This window comes from Methylobacterium tardum (genome assembly GCF_023546765.1).
Lineage (GTDB): Bacteria > Pseudomonadota > Alphaproteobacteria > Rhizobiales > Beijerinckiaceae > Methylobacterium > Methylobacterium tardum.
Genome location: NZ_CP097484.1, coordinates 6,563,657 through 6,585,615, shown reverse-complemented (window position 1 = coordinate 6,585,615; position 21,959 = coordinate 6,563,657). Strand labels below are relative to the sequence as shown.

Here is a 21,959-nt window from a genome sequence, read left to right as displayed (position 1 = left end):
GAGGATCGGGTCCAGGAGCAGCAGGCCGATGACCAAGCCCAACGGCGTGCCGCGCAACCTCTTCGAGACCGCCGAGGGCCGTCGTCTCGCCGAGGCCCGCACCGACCCGGCTTGGCGCCAATGGGGACCGTATCTCAGCGACCGGCAATGGGGCACGGTCCGCGAGGATTACAGCGCGGGCGGGGACGCCTGGGACTACCTGCTCCACGACCATGCCCGCTCCCGGGCCTATCGCTGGGGCGAGGACGGGATCGGCGGCTTCGGCGACCGCCATCTCAACTGGTGCCTGTCGCTCGCGCTCTGGAACGGGCGCGACCCGATCCTGAAGGAACGACTGTTCGGTCTCACCAACCAGGAGGGCAATCACGGCGAGGACGTGAAGGAGCTCTACTACTACCTCGACGGCCTCCCGACCCACGCGTTCATGCGGATGCTCTACAAGTACCCGCAGGCCGCCTTCCCTTACGGACAGCTGGTCGCGGAGAATGCGAGGCGGGGCCTCGACGACCCGGAATACGAGCTGCTCGATACCGGTCTGTTTGACGAAGGCCGCTACTTCGACGTCGAGATCGCCTACGCCAAGGCCGCACCCGACGACATCCTGATGCGCGTCACCGCGACGAACCGCGGTCCTGACGCCGCCGACCTGACGCTCCTGCCGCAGCTCTGGGCACGCAATATCTGGTCTTGGAAACCGGACGTTGCCAAGCCGGAGCTGATGGCTGGGTCCGACGGCTCGGTCTGGGCCCGTCATGCCGCGATGCCGCCGATGCGGTTCTTCGCGCAGGGCACGGCGGAGCTGCTGTTCACCGAGAACGAGACCAACACCCACCGGCTGTTCGGCAGCGGCCCGGCCACGGGCTTCTACAAGGACGGGATCGACCGCCGCGTGGTCCGCGGCGACCGCGGCGCGGCCAACGGGCTGTCGGGCACCAAGTGCGCCGCCCGCTACGACCTGCATCTCGAGCCCGGGGAGACGCAGATCCTGCGCCTGCGGCTGCGCGCCGAGACGGTGGCCGGGGAGCCCTTCGCGGATTTCGATGCGGTCTTCGCCGCGCGCGAGGACGACGCGGACGCGTTCTACGCGGCGCTCCAGGCGCCGATCGCGGATCCCGAGATGCGTCTCGTCCAGCGGCAGGCGCTGGCCGGCATGCTCTGGTCGAAGCAGCTCTATCACTACGACGTGCGCGAGTGGCTCGCGGGCGATCCGGCCCAGCCCGCCCCCGCACCAGAGCGCCGGCACGGGCGCAACAGCGACTGGGCGCACCTCCGCGCCAACGACATCATCTCGATGCCGGACGCCTGGGAGTATCCCTGGTTCGCGTCCTGGGACCTCGCCCTCCAGGCGATCGTCTTCGCGCTGATCGACCCCGATTTCGCCAAGAACCAGCTGCTGCTCCTCGTCGACGAGGCTTACGCGCATCCGAACGCGGCGCTGCCGGCCTACGAGTGGGGGTTCGGCGACGCCAACCCGCCGGTTCATGCCCTGGCGGCCTGGCGGGTGTTCGAGCTGGACCGCGCGCTCACCGGCGTGCCCGACCACGACTTCCTCAAGCGGATCTTCAACAAGCTCACCCTGAACTTCACCTGGTGGGTGAACCGCAAGGATGCGGACGACCGCAACCTGTTCCAGGGCGGTTTCCTCGGGCTCGACAATATCGGGATCTTCGACCGCTCGAAGCCGGTGGGCGATGGAGCGACCCTCACCCAGTCCGACGCGACGGCCTGGATGGCGACCTACGCCCTCAACCTGATGCGCATCGCCATCGAGCTGGCACTTCAGGATCCGACCTTCGAGGACATGGCGGAGAAGTTCTTCGAGCATTTCCTCCTGATCGCGGGCGCCACCGGCGCGGGCGTGTGGGACGAAGCGGACGGCTTCTTCTACGACGTGATCGAGACCCGGGACGGCCAGCGGCTGCCGATCCGGGTGCGGACCATGGTCGGCCTGATCCCGATCTTCGCCGTCGCGACGATCAACGCGTGCGACCTCGAGAAGCTGCCGTCGCTGCGCGCCCGGATGGCGTTCTTCCTGAAGAACCGACCGGATCTCGCGACCCTGGTCTCGCGCTGGAACGAGCCCGGCCAGGGTCAGACCGCGCTGCTCTCCCTGCTGCGCGGCCACCGGCTGAAGGCGCTGCTGCACCGGGCCCTCGATCCGGGCGAGTTCCTGTCGGATCACGGCCTGCGCGCCGTATCCCGGGCCTACGCGGACCAACCGTTCTGCTTCGCGTGGGACGGCCGCGACCTCGGCCTCGCCTATGAGCCCGCGGAATCCCGGTCACGCTTGTTCGGCGGCAATTCGAATTGGCGCGGCCCGGTCTGGATGCCGGTGAACTATCTGCTGATCGCAGGACTCAACCGCTTCCACGACTATTACGGACCGGATTTCCGGGTGGAGGCGCCGACCGGTTCGGGCCGGACCTCCTCGCTGCGCGAGATCGCCCGGCATCTGTCCCATCGCCTGATCGGCCTCTCGACCCGCGGATCCGACGGGAAGCGGCCGGTCTACGGGGACAGCCGCATCGAGCAGGACGACCCGAACTTCCGCGACCACGTCCTCTTCTACGAATACTACGATGGTGACACCGGACGCGGCGTCGGCGCCGCGCACCAGACCGGATGGTCCGGGCTCGTGGCCTTGCTGATTCAGGACATCGCGACGGCGGCCGTCGAGGCGTCAGCTTCGGAATGACCGTGACGCGCCTCGCCGGTCCGCAGCCGGACGGTGCGGCGCTACTCCGCCGCCTGTCTGACCCGCAGCCGCTGGCTTATCCCGATCTGACGCGAGATGTTCGACCGGCGGGCGCTGTAGGCGGCCGAGACCAGCGGATAGTCGACGGGCAGGCCCCATTTCGCCCGGTAGGCCTCGGGGGTCAGACCGCGAATGGTCAGGTGGCGGCGCAAGGCCTTGTAGGGCTTCCCGTCTTCGAAGCTGATCAGCGAATCAGGGCGGATCGAGGCGCGGATCTGCGCGTCGGTCGGCCGGTCGATCGACGTCTTCGAGGGTTGGTCCAGCGCCGCGATCGAGCGGTGAACCTGCAAGAGCAGCTCGGGCAGAAGATCCGCGGGCACGCTGTTGCGCGTTACATACGCGCTCAAGATCTTCGCTGCGAGTTCAACACTCGGCGAGGCGGTGCGCATGGTCGTCTCCTCAATTTTTCTTTATGGCCGATCTGGCGCTTGTCCGTCTCTTCGGCTTTACCTCTGCCGTGGGCTATTATGCGCCATAGGAAACATACTACAACTGTGGCGCGCATTTGTCGCACCGTAAATACGACCTCGAGTTGAAAAATTCGAATTGCTGACCTGGCTGTATCGGCGAGGATGCGACGTGGCCTCCGGAACTGCCGCCGGGCACAGCTCCGATTGGTGCGGTCGACGCGACCGAAGCCGTGGGACGTCAGGTTGCGATTACACTGGCGCAGAGCGCCAGCCCCGCGCCGACGTCAAACCAGCTGGTTGAAGGCTCAGAACAGCAGGTGCAGCGCCAGCGGCGCCAGGATCGCCGTCACGAACGCGTTGAGCCCCATGGCGATGCCCGCGAAGGTGCCGGCCACCTCGCTGACCTGGAAGGCGCGCGCCGTGCCGATGCCGTGCGCCGCGAGCCCGGCCGCGAAGCCCCGGGCCCGCATGTCGTGGATCCGCAGCACGTTCATCATCGGCGTCACGAGGATCGCGCCGATGATGCCCGTGAGGATCACCAGGATGGCGGTCAGCGTCGGGTCGCCGCCGAGCGCCTCGGCGATGCCCATGGCGACACCCGAGGTCACCGATTTCGGCGCGAGCGACACGAGAACCGGCTGCGGGATGTCGAGCAACCGCGCCAGGCCGATCACGACGGCCAAGGTCGTGGCCGAGCCCGCGGCCAGGGCCGTGAGCATGGGCACCAGCGCGCGCATCACGGTGGCCCGCCGCTCGTAGAGCGGCATGGCAAGCACCACGGTGGCGGGTCCGAGCAAAAAGTGCACGAACTGCGCGCCCTCGAAATAGGCGGGATACGGTGTGCCGGTCACCGCCAGGACCCCGCCGACCAACGCCACGGTGATGAGCACCGGATTGGCGATCGGATGCCGGCCGGTGGCCGCGGCGATCCGGTCCGCCAGGACGTAGGCCGTCAAAGTCACCGTCAGCCACAGCAGCGGCGTCTTGGCGAGATAGACCCAGAGGGAGAAGTCGCCGCTCATGGGTCAGGGCTCCCGATCGGACCCGCGCCGTTCCACCAAGGCCGCCACGGCGCGGAAGACCAGGACGGTGACCAGGAGCGACAGCGCGGTCGAGACGACCAGCACGATGGCGAGCTTGAGGCCCTGCGCCCGCAGCAGATCCAGGCGGCCGACGACACCGACGCCCGCCGGGACGAACATGAGCGACAGGTTCATCAACAGGCCGCGCGCCGTGGATTCGAGCGTTCCGTCGGTGAGCGGCTTCGGAAGATAGCGGGGCAAGCCGAACCGGGCATTGTCGCGCACAAGCAGGAACGCGAACATCAGCCCCATGCCGATGACCGGGCCCGGGATCGGCACCCCGGCGCCGCGGGCGAGGATCTCACCCATGAGCTGAGCGAGCAGGATCAGCGCCAAGCTCGCGATCATCGCCGTCTCCGAAGCTTCAGGCGATTCCGACGCTGTGCTGACCGGTGCGCCGCGCGGCCGCGATGGCGCCGTCGCCGAAGCCGAGCAGGCGGCCGAGGCGCTCGACCAGCGCCTCCTCGAATTCATCGACATGGCCATCTGCGGCCGCGACCGACCAAGCCATGGTCAGCAGCTCCTGTCGCTCGGTCCTGTCGGCCTCGTGGGGGATCATCTCCACGAGGCTCGCGACGTCGCGCGTCTCGTTGTCGATGGCGGCGGCCCGCTCGATCAGCGCGCGCGCCGCGTCCGGGCCGTCCGCGTAATGACCCTGCACGAGGCGGGACAGGCGCTCGCTCTCGGACGGGGCCAGGATCCCGTCGACCCGGGCGACGTGGACGAGGAGCGCCGTGGCGGCCAGATGCGTGTCGTCGACGGTTTCGTGGCTGCCGACGCCGAGGGCCTCGGTCGCGTAGGCGCGCAGGCGTGCGATCAAGGACATGTCGGCTCCGGCGGATCTTGTACGGCACAGTTCGGACGGGCGGCTGCCTCCGTCAAGGACGCGCCCGCACGTCGCCGCTCAGCGTGGCAGAGCTGCATCGCTGACGCCGCGCTCGGGACACCGCGCCGCTTCCGTCGCTCCGGCGACCAGCGGCGCCAGGATCGCGTCGGCGGCCCGGACGGCAGCCGGTCCAGCCTGCGCGGGCGTGCCGGCCTGGAACGGCGGTTCCGGCGCATACTCGGCGACGAGCTGAGCGGTTCGGGCGTACTCCGCACCGCGCAGCCGCGCGGCGAGGGCCAACCCGAGATCGAGCCCGGCCGAGACGCCCGCTCCCGTGACGCGGTTCCGGTCGAACACCACGCGCTCGGCCACCGGCTCGGCACCGAGGAGCGGCAGGGCCGCATTGCGCAGGCACCAGTGCGAGGTGGCCCGGTAACCCCGCAGCAGCCCGGCGGCGCCGAGGATCAGCGAACCGGTGCACACACCGGTCAGCCACATCGCCCGCGCGGCGCGTTCGCGCAGGAAGGCGAGCAGCGTCGGATTGCGCATCTGCGCCGGCGTACCGTCGCCGCCGGGTACGAACAGGACATCGAGCGCCTGCGGACACGTCTCGAAGCTGTGCGTCGCCACGAGAGCGAGCCCGGTGTCTGTCGCGACCGGACCGATCTGTTCGGCGACAAGGTAGAGGCTGTCCTGAGCCATCCCGGCGAGCAGCGTCTGCGGCCCCACGAGGTCGAGGGCGGTCATGCCCGGGAACAGCAGCATGGCGATCCGGACCGATCGATCCGGCGGGATCAGTCCGGGCGTGTCGGATCCTGCGGCGAGCGCCGGCCAAGCGGCCGCCGCCGCCGCTGCGGCGGCCATCAGGTCGCGTCGACTCGGGCCCGACGGCGCTCTCACGCTCGTTGCCGGCGCTTCAGACCGGCCATCCGGCGTCGCGGTAGGCACTGTCCCAGAACATCCATTCGAGCCGGGTCGCCTGCGTGAAGGCCCGGTGCATCCGCTCGCGCGTGCCCGCCGAAGCCGTCAGCGCCGCCCGATCGGTCGCCGCGATCATCCCGGCCACCGCTTCGGCGAATTCCTCGCCCGCATAGGTGTCGATCCAGGCCCGATACGGATTCCCGGCCGCGGCGCGGGCGAAGATGTCGTCGCCCACGGCCTTGTAGATCCAGAAGCAGGGCAGCAGGGCGGCGCAGACGACCTCGAAGGGCTCCGCGTAGGCCGTCGCCAGCAGGTAGGACACGTAGTGGTCGCAGGCCGGCGTCAGCGGCGTCGCCGCGAAGCTCTCGGGGCCGATTCCGTAATCACGGAAGAAGCCGCCGTGGAGCGCGCGCTCCACCACGATCGCGTCCTGCGCGGCCCGGGAGAACTGCACGATCCCGTCCGGTTCCGGCGCCTTCGCGGCGGCGAGACTGAGCGCCCGGCCGAAGCCGATCAGGTAATGGGCATCCTGGACGATGTAGTGCTGGAAGGTCTCCCGCGGCAGCGTGCCGGCGGCGAGCTCGGCATTGAACGGCATCGCCCCGATGATGTCGCAGGCGGCGGCGTTTCGCGTCCAGGCCTCGCCGGAGAAGGAGCCCGGGCCACCGTCACCCGTCATCGCGAGGGCCATTCCTCTAACCCTGCCGCTGCGCGTGGGTGACGGCGACGTGGATCAGTTCCGCGAGGGTGCGCACGCCGAGCTTCTGGCGCATCTGCGAGCAGGCGTTGGTGACGGTCTTGTAGCTGACCGACAGGTCGGCCGCGATGGCGCCGTAGGAGCGCCCCTGGGCGAGACGGGCCAGGATCTGCTGCTCGCGGGGCGTGAGCTGCGATTCCGGGGTGCGGCGGGCGTCGGCGCGCAGCATCGCCACCTCGGTGGCGAGTCGGCGGTCCAGATAGACTTCGCCGATCCGCACCTTGCCGAAGGCCTCGAACAGCTCGGCCGAAGCATGGTCCTTCAGGACGTAGCCGAGGGCTCCAGCCTCCAGGGCGCGCGCGACGATGACCGGGTCGTTGTGCATGCTGAAGACGAGGATGCGCGTCTCCGGCGCCACCGCGCGGATCCTGCGGATCAGGCCGAGGCCGGCCATGCCGCTGCCCTGGAAGGTCAGATCGCAGATCACCACCGGCGGCCGCAGCCGGTGGAAGATGCGGTAGCCGCCGACCACCGTGGTCGCTTCCGCGATGGTCTCGACGCCGGCATCTTCCAGCACGCGTCGACAGCCCTGCAGCACGATCGGGTGGTCGTCGATCACCAGGACCGGCAGACGGGTTGCTGCGACGTCGATCTGGGAAGCGATGGCGTTCATGCGCTCGGCGCGTTGTTCTCGTCGCCCTGCTCCGGCGGAACGGGGATCGTGATCCGGACGATTGCTCCGGGGCCGCCTTTGTCAAGGGCGAAGCTGCCGCCAAGGGCCTCGACGCGCTCCCGCATCCCCGAAAGACCGAGGCCGGTCCCGTGTTCAGCCGGGATTCCGGTGCCGTTGTCGCGGATCGTGGCCTGCACCCGCCCGTCCACCTCGCCGGCCTCGGCCTCCACCCGCGTCGCGCCCCCGTGGCGGACGGCGTTGGTGGCACTCTCCTGCACGCAGCGGAACACGGTGAGGTCCACGAGGTCGCCGTAGCCGCGCGCCAGCCCGTCGAACCGGCCGACGAAGGCGATGGCGGGATGACGCTGGGCGAACCCGCGCAGGAGCAGGTCGAGGCAGGTGGCCAGGGGCGCCTGGCCGAGCCCGTGCGGCCGCAGGCGGTTCAGGAGTTCCCGGTTCACCGTCTGGACCTGACCCACGATGGTACTGATCTCGTCGGCCCGGGCCGCAAGCTTCTCGCGGCTGGGCTCGGCGGGACCGGATGCGATCCGGGCGATCGAGGCGGCATTGGCTTCGAGGGCGAACAGGCACGGGCCGAACTCATCGTGCAATTCGAGGGCGGTGCGGCGCCGCTCGTCATCCTGCGCGGTCAACAGCTGGCGATTGAGCCGACCGTTGGCGGCGCGGACCTCACCCAGTGCCGCCGCCACCTTGTTGAAGCGGTCGGCGATCACCGCCAGCTCGCGGGCTCCGGGGGGCTCCAGCCGCGCCGTGTAATCGTGGTGCTCCAACTGCGTCAGACCGACGCCGAGCCGCCGCAGCGGCGCCAGGATGCGGCCGAGGGCGATGTAGAGCGCGATCAGCATTGCGGCGTTGATCGCCAGGGTGGTCAGCGACAGCGCCCGGGCGTAGCCCCAGATCTCGCCGATCTCGTCGAGCGGCTGCGTGGTGATCTGCGCGGTGCCGAGCTGCTGGCCGTTCACCGCGATGGGCAGGGTGTGCCGCTCGATCGGCGGCATGATCAGGTCGGCGAACCAGCGCGGCGCCTCGCGCTCGGACCGGTGGGGCAAGGCCGGCTGCCCGATCTGGTCCCCGTCGGCGTCGCGCACGGCGACGCGGACGTGACGGAGCACCTTGAAGCGGAGGTCCAGGGTCTGAAGCAGCGTGTCGGGGTTGCTGGTGTCCGAGAGGCGGATCGTGTCCGCGACCAGGGACTCGACGGTCGCCAGCGACGCGCGGGTCTCGACCCGCACGGCCGTGCGGGCGTTGAGCACGATCACGCCGCAGGAGATCAGGGCCGCCAGCGCGTCGATCAACAGCACGACGGCGACGAGCCGCGCGCGCGTGGACCAGCCCGCCCAGGGCCACCGCCCGGTACGGTGCTTGAAGGGCGCGGGCGCGTCGTCCAGCGTCAGGTGTTTCGGTCCTGTATCCACTCCGTGACGCATAGCGGCCGCGTCGCCGAAGTCCATGCCGAGCCGTCCCGTGGAGCGGACCTCGGCGGAGGATGCGCAGCGTCGGAACCGGCGGGATCCCGGCGATGACGGATTCTTAAGCGGCACGCGTATATCTTGTGGATAGCCGAGCCACGACTGGGCTGCCTGCCAATTCGAACCGACATCTTTGCGCCGTATTGCGCTTTCACTGTCGGATGCAGCGACGAACCTCTTCCGTACTATCGGAAGACGCTGGCCGGTCGCGGGGGAGCCCGGTCGCGCGCATTGTGCATCGTGTCAGAGACCCCGGACCATGATCGATCTCGCCCTGGATCCTTCTGAGACCCGAGAGACTCGGGATCCGGAGCCGCGTCCGAAGCGTGGCGTCAACCTGCGCGTCATCCTCTTCAGCCTCGCCGGGGCTGGGGCCCTCTGCGGCTTCGGCGTCGCCGCCTCGACCGTGATGGCCGGCCTCGCCGCACCGGCGCCCGCGACGTTCAAGGTCTCCGGGAAAGCGGCCGACTGGCCCGACCTGAAGGACGGCCTCCCCGCCCTCGCGGGGTCCGGCAAGGTGGCTTCGGCGCCGGTGCCGGCGGCCGAGCCTGTATCGCCCGCCCTGCGGATGGCCGCTCTGCCCGAGGCGTTCACGCCGGCCGTCGCGCCGACCGGAAATCCAGCCGCGCCGCCGCCGGCAAGGTTGCCGCCGCCGCGGAACCGCCGGCCCGCCGCATCCCGGTCCCGACCCCGATCGCGCCGATCGCCGCCGGGCGCCAAGCTGCGACGCTGCCGCCGAGCCGGACGGCGGCGCTCATCGCTCCCCGTGCCTCGGAGGCCATCAAAGCGCGCGAAGTGGTCGAGCCCGCCGCGACGCCTGTTCAGAAGCCGGCCGCCGCATCCGCGCCCATGGCCGCGCCGCCCGCGGCCGAGAAGAGCGAGAAGCCGGGGCGCAAGCCGGTGGCAGCCCAGAAGCCGCCTGCTCCGCCCAAGGTTGCCGCCAAGGCGAAGGCGCCGGCATCCACCGCCGTGGCACAGGCCGAGGCTTCGGAACCGGAGGAGACCGAGGTTCTCGGCATCAAGCTGCCGTCCCTCGCGCCGGCGGGACGCAAGCTCAAGGAGAGCGTCGACGCGCTCGGCGACGCGGTGAAAAACGTCTTCTGAGCGGCCTGCGGCACTCAGTGAAGACAGGCTGAGGCGGGCTCCCGCCCCCGCTGCGCCATGAACGATCCTTGAGGACTGCTCAATCAGTCATCCGGACCGCCTGCGGCTGCACCGTTCGCGAGCGCCGCGCCGCAGGGCGGCGACGCGGCAGGACCGCTCGGCGCCGATTCTCAGCCCCGACCCGAATGGCGGCCCGGCTTGTGGTCCGGCTTCGCACCAGTCCGCTCGACCTTGCGCTGATGCTTCCCGGCTCGCGGGCTCGCGAAACCCTTCGGGCCGCTGGGCCGTCCGCTGCGCTCGCCGGGAGGCGCATCCCCTACGAGCGCCTCGACCTGGATTTCCGGCGATCCGTTGCGGGCGAAGGATTCGGCAAAGCGCGCCGCCGCATTGCCGCGCACCTCGAACTTGGTCTCGCGTTCGAAGATCCGGATCGCGCCGATCTCCTGACGGCCGATGCCGCCCCGGCGGGTCAGCATCGGCAGCAGGCGGCGCGGGTCGGCGTTGTCGCGGCGGCCGAGATTGAGCCGGAACCAGACGGCCGGCCCCATGGCGGCGATCCGCTCCGGATCCATCGGGTCATAGGGCGGCCGCTCGCCCCGCGGCGCGCGGCCCTCACCCGGATCGCTGACCTCCTCGGGCGCCGGCAGGCGGGTGCGGTAGACGCGGGCGAGGAGCGCCGCGAGTTCGTCCGGGCTCTTGCTGGCCAGGAGCGTCTCGGCAAGCGCCACATCCTCCTCGGCCGGCGGCTCGGCGAAGAGCGGGTCGGAGAGCATGCGCTCGCCGTCCAGACGGCGGATCTCGTCGGCCGAGGGCGGCCCCGACCATTCGGGGCTCACCTTGGCGATGGCGAACATCTGCTCGGCCCGCCGCCGGCGCGAGTTCGGGATCAGGAGCACGGAGGTGCCCTTGCGGCCGGCGCGGCCGGTGCGGCCGCTGCGGTGCTGCAGCACTTCGGCATCGTGCGGCAGATCCGCGTGGATCACGAGGCTCAAGGACGGCAGGTCGATGCCGCGGGCGGCCACGTCGGTGGCGACGCAGACCCGCGCGCGGCCGTCGCGCAGGGCCTGGAGCGCGGCGTTGCGCTCGCCCTGGCCGAGCTCGCCCGAGAGCGCCACCACCGAGAAACCGCGCTCGGTCAGGCTCGCCTGCAGATGGCGGACGGCGTTACGAGTGTTGCAGAAGACGATCGCCGTCTTGGCGTCCGCCTCGCGCAGGAGGTTGAGCACCACGTGCTCGGTCTCGCGCGGCATGATCCGAACCGCCCGGTAGGCGATGTCGGCGTGTCCCCGGGTCTCGCTCTTGATCGCGAGCCGGAGCGCGTCGCGCTGATAGCGTTCGGCCAGCGCCTCGATGCCCTTCGGCAGGGTCGCGGAGAACAGGTAGGTCGCCCGCTCCGGCGGCGTCGCCGAGAGGATGAACTCGATATCCTCGCGGAAGCCCAGATCGAGCATCTCGTCGGCCTCGCCGAGGACGACGGCCCGCAGCGCCGTGGGATCGAGATTGCGCCGTTCCAGGTGGTCGCGCAGGCGGCCGGGCGTCCCGACGACGATATGCGTGCCCTCGGCGAGCATCCGGCTTTCCCGGCGCGGGTCCATGCCGCCCACGCAGGCGGTGATCCGGCCGCCGGCCGGGCCGTAGAGCCAGAACAGCTCGCGCTGCACCTGGAGCGCGAGTTCCCGGGTCGGAGCGATCACCAGGGCGAGCGGCGCCGCCGGCGGCGGGAGCATGTCGCCGTCGCCGATCAGCAGGCTCGCCATGGCCAGACCGTACGCCACGGTCTTGCCGGAGCCGGTCTGCGCAGAGACGAGGAGATCGCGGGAGCCGGCAGCCGCCTCCAGCACCGCGGCCTGAACCGGGGTGGGATCGGCGTAGCCACGATCGGCAAGGGCCCGCGCGAGGGGGCGGGCAGGGTCGGAAAAGGCAAGCTCGGGGAACTCTCAACGGCCGCGCCGCACCCGGCAGCGCGCCATCGCGCGGCGGAGGAATCAGGCACCGGACTCTATTCGGGTGGTGGGAAGGTAACGCCTCCCGGGCCAACTGACCACTCCCGCCGCAGCATGGGGCGGTTGCACGCGGTCAGCCGAGGGCGCTCCGGCCCTGTCATCCACGATCAGATGGCCTAAGAGACGGTCAAGTATCGCACACCGCCGCTTGGCCGCGGTCGGCACGGAGAGCATCACGGACATGACGGCAGCCCTGCGGGTGGCGGTAGCCTGGGCGACGGTTCTCGCCTTCGCGTGGTTCGGCAAGGACTGGCTCGGCGACCTGTCGCAGCCGCTCTTCGCAGGCGGATTGTTCGCGTGGCTGCTGGCGGTGATCGTGTGGTCTGCGTTCGGCGTGGTGCATGAGGCCGAGGAACTGGCTCACCGGCTGGGAGAGCCGCTGGGCACCCTGGTGCTCACCCTCGCCATCGTCATCATCGAGGTGTCGCTGATCTCCGCCGTGATGCTCTCGGCCAAGGACGCGCCGACGCTCGGCCGCGACACGATGTTCGCCGTGCTGATGATCGTGCTGAACGGCGTGGTCGGGCTCGGCCTTCTGGTCGGCGGCCTGCGCCACCACCAGCAGCGCTACAACCTCCAGGGGGCCTCGGCCTTCATGGCGGTGATCATCCCGCTCACCACCATCGCGCTGATCATCCCGAACTTCACCAGCTCCACCAGCGACGGGACGCTGACGACCTTACAGGCGGTGACGTTCTCGGTGTTCACGCTGGCCCTCTACGGCGTGTTCCTGCTGATCCAGACCGGCCGGCACAGCGAGTTCTTCATCGATGCCGAGGCCCGGGATGCGGACGCGCATCCCGGTGAGGCCTCCTCCGTGTCGGGCGGCAGTGTCGCCAAGCATGTCGGCCTGCTGCTCGCCAACGTCCTGCCGATCGTCATCCTGGCCAAGAGCCTCGCGGTCATCCTCGACCACGGCATCGCGGCGCTCGGCGCTCCCTCGGCGCTGGGCGGCGTGCTGATCGCCGCCATCGTGTTCACGCCAGAGGGCATCTCGGCGCTCAAGGCGGTGGCCCGCAACGAGCTGCAGCGGGCGATCAACCTGTGCCTCGGCGCCGCCACCTCGACGGTCGGCCTCACCGTGCCGGCGATCCTGACCATCGGCCTGCTCACCGGACAGACGGTGGTGCTCGGCCTCAAGCCCACCGAGATGACCCTGCTCGCCGTGACGCTGATCCTCAGCGCTCAGACCTTCTCGGGCTCGCGAACGACCGTGCTCGAAGGCGCGGTGCACCTCGTGCTGTTCTTCGTCTACCTCGTGCTGATCTTCAGCCCGTGATCCGCGCGGGTTACCCATTCAACGCTGTCATCCCGGGGCCGCGCAGCGGAGCCCGGGATCCAGACCCGCCGACGCGCCCTGGCTTGGACTCTCACGGGCTCTGAATTCCGGGTGTGCCTGCGGGGCCTGAGAATGACGGCGCTCATTATCCTGCCGAGAGCGCCGAAACGCAGGATATTACGCGTCAGGCCGCGACAGCCCGGATTCCATCACTCAGGCGCCGAAGCGCTCCGTGCGGATCAGGCCCGGGGCGACGCCCGCCGCCACGATCAGGTCCGACGCCGCGGCGACGAACCGGTTGGAGCCGCAGATGAACACCTTCCCCGGCGGCCCGGTCCGCGCCAGCGCGGCGGCCACCAGGGCAGCGTCGATCCGCCTGCCACCGGCTTCGCGGGTAATCGCGAGATGCAGGGAGACGCCGGGATCCGTCGCGGCGAGCCGTTCCAGCTCGGCGACCGCGATCGCCTCCGCGCGGGTGCGGGTCGAGTAGATCAGCGCCGCCGGGATCTCCCGCCAGCCCTGCGCCCGCCGCCGCAGCATTGCGAGCAATGGCACCACACCGGAGCCGCCGGCCGCCAGGAGCAGCGGGCCGCCGTCGGGCCCGTCCCACGAGAACGAGCCGCCGATCGGCCCGCGCAGCTCCACCCGGTCGCCGACTTCGGCGCAATCCGAGAACCAGCCAGAAACCTCGCCGTCCGGCAGGCCCTCGATCATCAGCTCGAGGGTGCCGCTGCCGTCCGGCGCCGAGGCGATCGAGTAGCTGCGCTGGGCCTGGTAGCCGTCCTCGGCAGTGAGGCGGACATCGACGTGCTGCCCGGCCCGGTACTGCTCGGCCAAGCCGCAGCGCAGCCGGACGCTCTTCACATGGGGCGTGACGGGCGCGATCGCGGTGATCTCGGCCTGATGCCAGCGGAAGACGACGGGCTCAGTCACCGATGTAGCGCTGCTCACGCCAGGGATCCCCGTACATGTGGTAGCCGCGCAGCTCCCAGAAGCCGGCGGTGTCGACGGTGGTGAAGCGCAGCCCCTTCACCCATTTGGCGCTTTTCCAGAAATAGAGATGCGGCACGAACAGCCGCGCCGGACCGCCGTGATCCGGATGAATCGGCTCACCGGCGTAACGGGTGGCCACGAGGGCGCGACCGCCCACGAGATCCGCCACCGGAATGTTCGTGGTGTAATCGTCATAGGATTCCGCCAGCAGGAACCCCGTCGGTGCCGCGATCCCGGCATCCGCCAGAAGGTCGCCGAAGCTGACCCCCTCCCAATCCGTATCGAATTTCGACCACTTGGTGACGCAGTGGATGTCGCCGTGCCACCTGGTCCGCGGCAGCGCCTCGAACGCGTCCCAGCTCCAGGACTTGATCGGCCGGGATCCCTCGCGGAGCGTGAATCGCCACGTGGCGAGGTCCACCACCGGGTTGGGACCGATCTGCAGGATCGGGAAATCCTCGGTGAGATACTGGCCCGGCGGCAGGCGTGCCCCGGTCTCGGGCGGCTGCCTGCGCCCGACGAAGCCCCGTGTCACCATACCGGCCTCCGCACCCCTCGCTGTCGCCCCGGGTTTGGTGCGACGGCACACCTCACGTCAAGCCGCCAAGTCCCGTCATGTGCGGCCGAACAAACGCCCCAAAGCTCGAGTGTGCTAGCGGGACTGTGCCGACGTTCGGCACGAATCGCCTGCTTTCAGGGGGAAGTCATGAAGTACCTTCTCGCGACGAGCCTTGTCGTCGGGAGTCTCGCCACCCTCGCGCCGGCCGCCCAGGCCCGCGACGGGATCGGTGCCGGCGGCGCGGCCGCGCTCGGCGTGCTCGGTGGTCTGGCGGTCGGCGGCGCCATCGCGTCCGCCAACAACGGCTACTACCCGGGCCGCCCGGTCTACCGCGCCCCGCCGCCGGTCTACGTCGAGGAGGATTACGGCCCGGTCTGCCACTTCGAGCGCCGCCGCACCGTCGATCCCTACGGCGACGTCTATATCCGCCGCGTTCGCGTCTGCGAGTAAGCGGCCTCCGGAACGGGCTCGACGGCGAGCGCCGGCTTCAGGCGCTCGGCACAGGCGATTCCGCCGAGGACGAGCGCGAGGGCGGCGGCTTGCGTCGCCCCGAACGGCTCGCCGACCAGCAGGACGGCGAGGATCGCGCCGAAGATCGGCACGAGGTTCACGAACAGGCCGGCGCGGTTCGGACCGATCATCTCGACGCCGCGCATGAAGAAGAGCTGCGCCAGCAGCGACGGCCCTAGGCCGACGAACGCCACCATGGCCCAGCCCTCGCGGCTGGGCCAGACGGCGTGCCCGGTCGCCCACTCGACCGCCAGCGGCGGCAGAGACGTCACGAAGGCGGCCACCGCCATGGCGGCGAAGAAGGCCAGCGCTGAGACCTTCGGCCGGGTCGGCAGGAAGATCGTGTAGCCCGCGTAGAGCAGGCAGGCCCCGAAGACGAGCACGTCGCCGCGGTTGAAGGCCAGGTGCGTGATCACCGACCAGTCGCCGTGGGTCGCGGCGAGGCCGGCGCCGATGAGCGTCAGGACCACGCCGGCAACCTGGCCGGCCGTGACCGGTACGCGATAGGCCAGGCGGTTCAGGACGATCACCAGAACCGGGATCGCTCCCTGGAAGAGCGCGAGGTTGATCGCGCCGGTATGCACGCCGGCCGCGTAGAACAGGCAGTTGAAGGCCGTGTAGCCCAGCCCGCCCATCAGCAGGATGCGCAGCCAGTGCGGGCGCAGGAGCGGCCACTCGGCCGCGAGCCGTCGGGCGGCGAACGGCGTCAGCACCGCACAGGCCACCGCCCAGCGCAGGGTCGTGATCACTTGAGGGGAGACGTGGCCCGGCGCCCAGCGGCTGGTGACCGCGTTGCCGGCCCAGAGCAGGGCCGTGGCTGTGAGCAGAAGATAAGCGGGCGCGGCCGACGGAGCCCGGGCCGCGCGCTCGGTCGTCAACGGCGGCGGAACTGACCGCCGCGGACAGGGGGACGCGGGCCGGAGGAACGCTCGTCCTTGTGGCGGAACACGAGGCGTCCCTTCTCAAGGTCGTAGGGCGACATCTCGACGGTCACGCGGTCGCCGGCCAGCGTCTTGATGCGGTTCTTCTTCATCTTGCCGGCCGTGTAGGCCACGATCTCGTGGCCCTGGTCGAGCTGCACGCGGTAGCGCGCATCCGGCAGGATCTCGATCACGAGACCGTCGAACTGCATCAATTCTTCTTTCGCCATGCACCTTCTCCAGTCGGACCGTCCGGCAGCAGGCGTTCCGGCAATGCGTTTTCGGCTGTCATCGAGCTCGGGAAACGCCGCAGGGCGCGGATCCGATCCGGTGGACCGACCGCGCCAGCTCAGCAGCACCGCTCGCATGTAGTCGCCGCGGGAACGGCCCGCAAGTCACGGACGCCGAACCCGTTCCGTCATCGACATGAATTACGCCGCCTCACGGCTCAATGTCATTGCCGGCATAATCGAGGCGCCCGTCCGGCGACCGCCGCCAGATCCGCAGGGCCACGGCGTTGCCGGTGCGATCCCCGCGGGCGTCGAAGCTCATCGGACCGAGAACGGTGCGCACGGGCTGCGGGCCGCGCAGGATCTCGGCCACCTTCCGACTGTCGGAGATCCGACCCGTCTTCGGATCCGCGGCATGGGCCTGCTCGGTCGCCCGGGCCAGGAGCTCCACCGCCGCGTAGGCGCCGGCCGCCACGCTCTCCGCCTCGGGCGTCCGCGATGCGGGCTTGCCGCCGCGGGGATCGGGCAGGCGCGGCGGGTCCGGGAGCAGCGTCATCACCGTGCCCTCCGCGGCAACTCCGGCGGCGGCCGGGAAGCTCGGGTCGAGGATCCCGTCGCTGGCCACCAGGGCCGCGCCGAGGCCCGCCTCCCGCATCGCCCGCAGCAGCGCGGCGGCCTCAGGCGCGAGTCCGCCGAAATAGACGGCGTCGAGCCGGGCAGCCTTCAGGCGGGCGACGAGGTCGGAGAGATCGCGCGTGCCCCGCGCGAACCCGTCGAACAGCACCTCCGACGCGCCGCTCTCCTTCAGCCGCGCCGAGACGGCGTCGGCGAGGCCGCGCCCGAAGGTCGAGCGATCGTTGAGGATGCCGACACGGCGTCCGGCATAGGCCTTCGCGAGATAGGCCGCCGCGGCCCGGCCCTGCTGCGCATCACTCGGCGCCATTCGGAACAGGTTCCAGAGGCCGCGGCTGGTCAGCGGGGTGTAGGTCGCGCCGGTCGTCACCGCGACGGCGCCGGCATCCTCGTAGACCGGTGCGGCGGCCGCGACCGCACCGGATTCGAACGGCCCGATCACGAGACGCACCCCGTCGGCGGAGAACTTCCGGGCCACCGCCACCGCCTGCTTGGGATCGCCGGCGTCGTCGGCCGGAACGAGAACCCAGCGCGGGCGCCCGCCGGCGGCCCGGTTCAGGTCGGCCACCGCCTGCTCAGCCCCCTGCCGGAGCCCCTGGCCGAAGACGGCGTCCGGGCCGGTCAACGGGGCCGAGAGCCCGATCCGCACCGCATTCTGTGCGGCGGCCGGCGCGACGGCGAGGAGGCCCGCGAGGGCCAGGGCGAGAGAGCGCAGCATCCCGGCACCTTACGGCGGAGTCCGGCGCCGCCGGAAGGCCGATCTTTGTGTGACCGCGGATGCGCAATGCGTGACAACGACCGTCGTCAATTGCCGGATTATGTGCATCCTTGAACCGATCGGGAGGCAGATACGCGCGGAAGCGCTGGCGCGCGCGGGCGATGTGCGGAATAAGGCCCTCGGCCCGATCCTCGCCGGTCGACTGAACCGCCCTTCGCGGCCTGACTCGAAGACCCTCTGGGACGATTGACGATCATGACCTCGCTGTTCGCCGGCATCCAGGACGCGCCGCTCGACCCGATCATGCGGCTGTTCGAGGCCTTCAACGCCGACCCGAGCCCGAAAAAGCTCAACCTCGTCGTTGGCGTCTACACGGATGCGGACGGCAAGGTGCCGCGCCTGCGCGCCGTGCAGACCGCCGAGAAGCGCTGGATCGAGAAGGGCCTGCCGAAGACCTACCGGCCGATCGAGGGCACCAAGCCGTTCCGTGACGCGGTCCAGGAGCTGCTGTTCGGGAAGGGCGCGCCGATCCTGTCGCAGAACCGGGTCGCGACGCTGCAGAGCATCGGCGGTACCGGCGCGCTGAAGACCGGCGCCGACGTGCTGGCCAAGCTGTACCCGGGCGCCACCGTCGCGGTGAGCAACCCGAGCTGGGAGAACCACAAGGCCCTGTTCAGCCAGGCCGGCTTCACCGTGGTCGACTACCCCTACTTCTCGGCCGAGACCGGCGGCGCCGACTACCCGGCCATGAAGGCCTATCTTCAGGATCTGCCGAAGGGCTCGATCGTGGTGCTGCATGCCTGCTGCCACAACCCGACGGGCGCGGATCTCAGCCTCGACGAGTGGCGCGACCTCGTGCCCCTGATGGCCGAGCGCGGCCTCATCCCGTTCCTCGACATCGCCTATCAGGGCTTCGGCAACGGCCTCGACGCCGATGCCGAGCCGGTGCGCCTGTTCGCCGAGTCGGGTCAGGAATTCCTCGTCGCCTCCTCGTTCTCGAAGTCGTTCTCGCTCTACGGCGAGCGCGTCGGCGCGCTGACCATCGTTGCCGAGAACCCGACCGCGAAGGCGAAGGTCGAGGCGTTCGCCAAGCGGCTGGTGCGGGCGAGCTACTCGAACCCGCACACCCACGGCGCCGCCATCGCCGAGATCGTCCTCACCGATCCGGAGCTGCGCGCCGATTGGGAACGCGAACTCGCGGAGATGCGCGACCGGATCCGCGCCATGCGCGACCGGATGGCCGACAGCCTGCAGCAGCGCCACCCCGAGCGCGGCTTCGACGCCATCAAGACGCAGAAGGGCATGTTCTCCTACACGGGCCTGAGCCCCGCGGAGGCCACCCGCCTGCGCGAGGAACACGAGGTCTACGCGCTGGAGACGGGCCGGATCTGCGTGGCTGCGGTCAACACCCACAACATCGATCACGTCATCGACGCGATCGACGCCGTGGTGAAGGGCTGACGCCGTGGCGGCTCTCAAGCGCGTCTGCCGGTTCAACGTCTGGATCAATCCGGTCTTCGATACGCGGCTGAGGGCCGAGCCCGACATCGACCTGCAGATCGGCGACCTGCAGGGTCCGGACAGCGCGCTACAGGCGTTGCTCGAGCAAGCCCATGTCTTCCACGTCTCGCCGGCGCGGGACGAGCTGCCGCGCCGTTGGCACGTCACGGACGATCTGCTCGCCTCCTGCCCGAACCTGCTCGCCGTCTCGTCGGGCGGTGCCGGCTTCGACACCGTCGACGCCGCCGCCTGCACCCGGGCCGGCGTCGCGGTGGTCAACCAGGTCGGCGGCAACGCGCAGTCGGTCGCGGAGCTCGCGATCGGCCTGATGCTCGCCGTCTCGCGCAAGATCTGCGTGTCCGACCGCCTGCTCCGGACCCAGCGCGGCTTCTCGCGGGAATCGCTGATGGGCCACGAGATCGGCGGTTCGACCCTCGGGCTCGTCGGGATCGGGCATACCGGCAAAGCAGTGGCCAAGCTCGCCCGCGGCTTCGACATGCGGGTCCTGGCCTACGATCCGCTGCTCTCCGCCGAGGAGATCCGGGCGCGCGGCGCCGAGCCGGTCGATCGGGATCGGCTGCTCGCCGAGTCCGACATCGTGTCCCTGCACTGCCCGCTCGACGACACCACGCGCGGCAGCTTCGACGCCAAAACCTTCGCGGCGATGAAGCCCGGGGCGCTGTTCATCACCACCGCCCGGGGCGGCGTCCACGACGAGGCCGCGCTGGCCGAGGCTCTGACCTCGGGGCACCTCGCAGGGGCGGGCCTCGATGTCTGGGCACCGGAGCCGCCGCCACTCGACTCGGCGCTTCTCAAGCTCGAGACCGTGGTGGCGACCTACCACACCGCCGGTGTCACCCATGAGGCACGCCGCAACGTGGCCGCCTGGGGGGCCGAGCAGATCATCGGCATTCTGAACGGCGTGACGCCGCCGCGGCTGGTCAACCCGGAGGTCTGGCCGGCGGTGCTGGAGCGCCGGGCGCGTTTGCTGGGCTGAGCCCCTCGTCTTTGCGAGCGCAGCGAAGCAATCCAGTCGGCGCCTCGGCTCCTGATGTCGCGCTGCCCTGAATTGCTTCGCTACGCTCGCTAGGCGGGGGTTCGCTGTTACGTCGCCGCCCGCATCCAGCCCAGCCCCGCCTCGGTGCCGGCCGCCGGATGGTACTCGCAGCCGATGAAGCCGGCATAGCCGACCTCCTCCAACGCGGCGAAGATCGGGTCGAACGCGATCGTCCCGGTCCCGGGCTCGTGGCGGCCGGGATCGTCGGCGATCTGGACATGGGCGATGAGCGGCGCGTGCGCGCGGATCAGCGCCGCCGGGTCGTGGCCCAGGCAGACGCAGTGATACGCGTCGAACAGCAGCTTGACGTTGTCGCGCCCGATCGCCCGGATCGCCTCGACGGCCACCAGCGGGTCGCCGATCACGTAATTGGCGATCGAGCCGGGGCCGATCGGCTCGACGATGACCGTCATCCCGCGTGCCTTGGCGGCATCGGCCGCGAAGGCGAGATTGTCGAGATAGGTCTCCCAGAGCCGCGCCTGCTCGACCCCGGCGGGTCGGACGCCCGCCATCGGGTGGACCATGCGGCAGCCGAGCTGCGCGACGTAGTCCAGGGTCGGCTCGATGGTGGAGCGGTAATAGTCGACCTTGTCCGGAAGGGCCGCGAAGCCCTTCTCGCCTTTGGAGGCGTCGCCGGCCGGGAATCCCGTCTGGACCAGCGGCACGCCCGCCCGTTCGAGCCAGCCCGCCACCTCCCGCGCCGGCGTGGCGAACAGGTTCGGGTGTTCGACCGCCCGGAAGCCGGCCTTGGCGGCGGCGGCGAAGCGCTCTGCGAGCGGCAGCTCCGTGAACAGGAAGCCGCAATGGCCGCTGAGGCGGTCCTTGTAGGCACCGAGCTTCATGAATCAGGCACTCCTGCCGGTCTCGATCATCGCGCGCATCCGGTCCACTGCCGCGTGGGGCGCGGTCAGGACCGGGACATTCACCGCCTTGCGCACGGCCTCGGCCGCCCGGGAGGTCGAGAAATGCGCCAGCATGATCGCGTCGCAATCGGCGAGTTCCGGCGCCCGCTCGGCGATGAGACGATTGTGCGTCTCGGCATCACCCGACCGAAGGCGCGCCATGGCGTCGTCCACCAGCACCGTGCGCAAGGTCGCTGGCCGGTCGGCCTGCCCGACGAACTCCTCGAACTCGTCGGTCATCGTGCCGACGGAGGGGCCGAAGGTGGCCAGCATGCCGATGCGCTGGCCCTGCGCGATCGCCGCGCGGAACATCGCCTCGTTGGGCTTGAGCACCGGGATCGGCACGGTCTCGATCAGCCGGTCGATCGCCGGACCGAAGGCCGAGCAGGTGATCAGGATGCCGTCCGCGCCCATGTCGTGGCCGTAGCGGCCGAACCGCACGAAGCGGTCGATCATGCCCTCCGAGATCTCACCCGGCTCCTTGGCCCGGTCCAGCGACAGGCCGTCGCCGAGGAGGTTGACGGTCTCGGCCTCGGGCCAGTTTTCCGCGAAGGCCGCCTGGATCGGCGCCATGGCGACCGGCGTGGCATGCAGGAGAACGATGCGGGGAGCCATGCTGTGTCTCAGGTTGGGCGTTCGGCCCCAGGCCGAAGTGTCATCGATCGACTTGTAAGCGATTTCAAACAGGGAGCAAGAT

Annotated in this window: 22 protein-coding genes and 1 pseudogene; 6 read left to right on the top strand and 17 right to left on the bottom strand. The window is 70.2% G+C overall.

The window, feature by feature from the left end; all coding sequences use genetic code 11:
• Positions 1–28 precede the first annotated feature (28 nt).
• The gene (locus M6G65_RS31580) at positions 29–2,695 is read left to right on the top strand and encodes an MGH1-like glycoside hydrolase domain-containing protein (protein ID WP_250103324.1); all 2,667 of its coding nucleotides are present in this window, start codon (positions 29–31) and stop codon (positions 2,693–2,695) included.
• Positions 2,696–2,736: 41 nt separating this feature from the next.
• Here M6G65_RS31580 and M6G65_RS31575 read toward each other — a convergent pair whose 3' ends face one another.
• From M6G65_RS31575 to M6G65_RS31535, 9 genes are all read right to left on the bottom strand, one after another.
• Positions 2,737–3,144: a Ros/MucR family transcriptional regulator gene (locus tag M6G65_RS31575; RefSeq protein ID WP_238194163.1), complete on the bottom strand. Its 408-nt coding sequence runs from the start codon at positions 3,142–3,144 to the stop codon at positions 2,737–2,739.
• Between the two features lie 326 nt (positions 3,145–3,470).
• Entirely contained in the window at positions 3,471–4,187 is a 717-nt protein-coding gene (locus M6G65_RS31570; protein WP_238194161.1) for an LrgB family protein, read from the bottom strand.
• A gap of 3 nt (positions 4,188–4,190) precedes the next feature.
• A complete protein-coding gene (locus M6G65_RS31565) occupies positions 4,191–4,595 on the bottom strand; it encodes a CidA/LrgA family protein (RefSeq protein ID WP_238194160.1) in 405 nt (134 codons plus the stop codon).
• A gap of 16 nt (positions 4,596–4,611) precedes the next feature.
• Positions 4,612–5,073: a tellurite resistance TerB family protein gene (locus tag M6G65_RS31560; RefSeq protein ID WP_250103323.1), complete on the bottom strand. Its 462-nt coding sequence runs from the start codon at positions 5,071–5,073 to the stop codon at positions 4,612–4,614.
• Between the two features lie 78 nt (positions 5,074–5,151).
• Positions 5,152–5,937 carry a DJ-1/PfpI family protein gene (locus M6G65_RS31555; protein ID WP_238194157.1) on the bottom strand — a complete coding sequence of 262 codons (786 nt, stop codon included), beginning with the start codon at positions 5,935–5,937 and terminating at the stop codon, positions 5,152–5,154.
• 52 nt (positions 5,938–5,989) lie between these two features.
• On the bottom strand, positions 5,990–6,685 hold the full coding sequence (locus M6G65_RS31550; protein WP_373323642.1) for a TenA family protein: 696 nt from the start codon (positions 6,683–6,685) through the stop codon (positions 5,990–5,992).
• Between the two features lie 4 nt (positions 6,686–6,689).
• Positions 6,690–7,364, bottom strand: a complete 675-nt coding sequence (locus M6G65_RS31545) for a response regulator (RefSeq protein ID WP_192706655.1) — start codon at positions 7,362–7,364, stop codon at positions 6,690–6,692.
• Positions 7,361–8,836, bottom strand: a complete 1,476-nt coding sequence (locus M6G65_RS31540; protein WP_250103322.1) for an ATP-binding protein — start codon at positions 8,834–8,836, stop codon at positions 7,361–7,363. Before M6G65_RS31540 ends, M6G65_RS31545 begins: the two co-directional genes overlap by 4 nt.
• A gap of 608 nt (positions 8,837–9,444) precedes the next feature.
• Complete coding sequence (locus tag M6G65_RS31535; RefSeq protein ID WP_250103321.1) at positions 9,445–9,612, bottom strand: hypothetical protein; 168 nt, start codon at positions 9,610–9,612, stop codon at positions 9,445–9,447.
• A gap of 91 nt (positions 9,613–9,703) precedes the next feature.
• On the opposite strand from M6G65_RS31535, the gene M6G65_RS31530 reads away from it, so the two are divergent.
• Entirely contained in the window at positions 9,704–9,958 is a 255-nt protein-coding gene (locus M6G65_RS31530) for a hypothetical protein (protein ID WP_250103320.1), read from the top strand.
• Positions 9,959–10,128: 170 nt separating this feature from the next.
• On the opposite strand, the pseudogene M6G65_RS31525 reads toward M6G65_RS31530, so the two are convergent.
• Positions 10,129–11,882, bottom strand: a pseudogene (locus tag M6G65_RS31525) (DEAD/DEAH box helicase).
• 260 nt (positions 11,883–12,142) lie between these two features.
• On the opposite strand from M6G65_RS31525, the gene M6G65_RS31520 reads away from it, so the two are divergent.
• Positions 12,143–13,240: a calcium:cation antiporter gene (locus tag M6G65_RS31520; RefSeq protein ID WP_238194153.1), complete on the top strand. Its 1,098-nt coding sequence runs from the start codon at positions 12,143–12,145 to the stop codon at positions 13,238–13,240.
• A gap of 213 nt (positions 13,241–13,453) precedes the next feature.
• Here M6G65_RS31520 and M6G65_RS31515 read toward each other — a convergent pair whose 3' ends face one another.
• Both M6G65_RS31515 and M6G65_RS31510 read right to left on the bottom strand, forming a co-directional pair.
• The gene (locus tag M6G65_RS31515) at positions 13,454–14,191 is read right to left on the bottom strand and encodes an FAD-binding oxidoreductase (RefSeq protein WP_238194152.1); all 738 of its coding nucleotides are present in this window, start codon (positions 14,189–14,191) and stop codon (positions 13,454–13,456) included.
• Complete coding sequence (locus tag M6G65_RS31510) at positions 14,166–14,771, bottom strand: sulfite oxidase-like oxidoreductase (protein ID WP_250103319.1); 606 nt, start codon at positions 14,769–14,771, stop codon at positions 14,166–14,168. The genes M6G65_RS31515 and M6G65_RS31510 overlap by 26 nt, the downstream gene beginning before the upstream one ends.
• A gap of 168 nt (positions 14,772–14,939) precedes the next feature.
• Here M6G65_RS31510 and M6G65_RS31505 point away from each other — a divergent pair, with 168 nt between their 5' ends.
• Positions 14,940–15,242, top strand: coding sequence for a hypothetical protein (locus M6G65_RS31505; protein ID WP_091781038.1), 303 nt, complete (start codon positions 14,940–14,942; stop codon positions 15,240–15,242).
• Here M6G65_RS31505 and M6G65_RS31500 read toward each other — a convergent pair.
• The 3 genes from M6G65_RS31500 to M6G65_RS31490 form a co-directional block, all read right to left on the bottom strand.
• Positions 15,212–16,180, bottom strand: a complete 969-nt coding sequence (locus M6G65_RS31500) for a DMT family transporter (protein WP_238194149.1) — start codon at positions 16,178–16,180, stop codon at positions 15,212–15,214. The genes M6G65_RS31505 and M6G65_RS31500 overlap by 31 nt on opposite strands.
• Positions 16,177–16,452 carry a translation initiation factor IF-1 gene (infA, locus tag M6G65_RS31495; protein ID WP_012320343.1) on the bottom strand — a complete coding sequence of 92 codons (276 nt, stop codon included), beginning with the start codon at positions 16,450–16,452 and terminating at the stop codon, positions 16,177–16,179. The genes M6G65_RS31500 and infA overlap by 4 nt, the downstream gene beginning before the upstream one ends.
• A 211-nt stretch (positions 16,453–16,663) precedes the next feature.
• Complete coding sequence (locus tag M6G65_RS31490) at positions 16,664–17,803, bottom strand: branched-chain amino acid ABC transporter substrate-binding protein (protein WP_238194147.1); 1,140 nt, start codon at positions 17,801–17,803, stop codon at positions 16,664–16,666.
• 255 nt (positions 17,804–18,058) lie between these two features.
• Here M6G65_RS31490 and M6G65_RS31485 point away from each other — a divergent pair, with 255 nt between their 5' ends.
• Complete coding sequence (locus tag M6G65_RS31485; RefSeq protein WP_250103318.1) at positions 18,059–19,264, top strand: amino acid aminotransferase; 1,206 nt, start codon at positions 18,059–18,061, stop codon at positions 19,262–19,264.
• Between the two features lie 4 nt (positions 19,265–19,268).
• Positions 19,269–20,300 carry a hydroxyacid dehydrogenase gene (locus M6G65_RS31480; RefSeq protein ID WP_238194143.1) on the top strand — a complete coding sequence of 344 codons (1,032 nt, stop codon included), beginning with the start codon at positions 19,269–19,271 and terminating at the stop codon, positions 20,298–20,300.
• Positions 20,301–20,407: 107 nt separating this feature from the next.
• Here M6G65_RS31480 and M6G65_RS31475 read toward each other — a convergent pair whose 3' ends face one another.
• Together M6G65_RS31475 and M6G65_RS31470 are read right to left on the bottom strand one after the other, a co-directional pair.
• Positions 20,408–21,202 carry a hydroxypyruvate isomerase family protein gene (locus M6G65_RS31475; protein ID WP_250103317.1) on the bottom strand — a complete coding sequence of 265 codons (795 nt, stop codon included), beginning with the start codon at positions 21,200–21,202 and terminating at the stop codon, positions 20,408–20,410.
• Positions 21,203–21,205: 3 nt separating this feature from the next.
• Positions 21,206–21,877, bottom strand: a complete 672-nt coding sequence (locus M6G65_RS31470; RefSeq protein WP_250103316.1) for an aspartate/glutamate racemase family protein — start codon at positions 21,875–21,877, stop codon at positions 21,206–21,208.
• Positions 21,878–21,959: the final 82 nt, after the last annotated feature.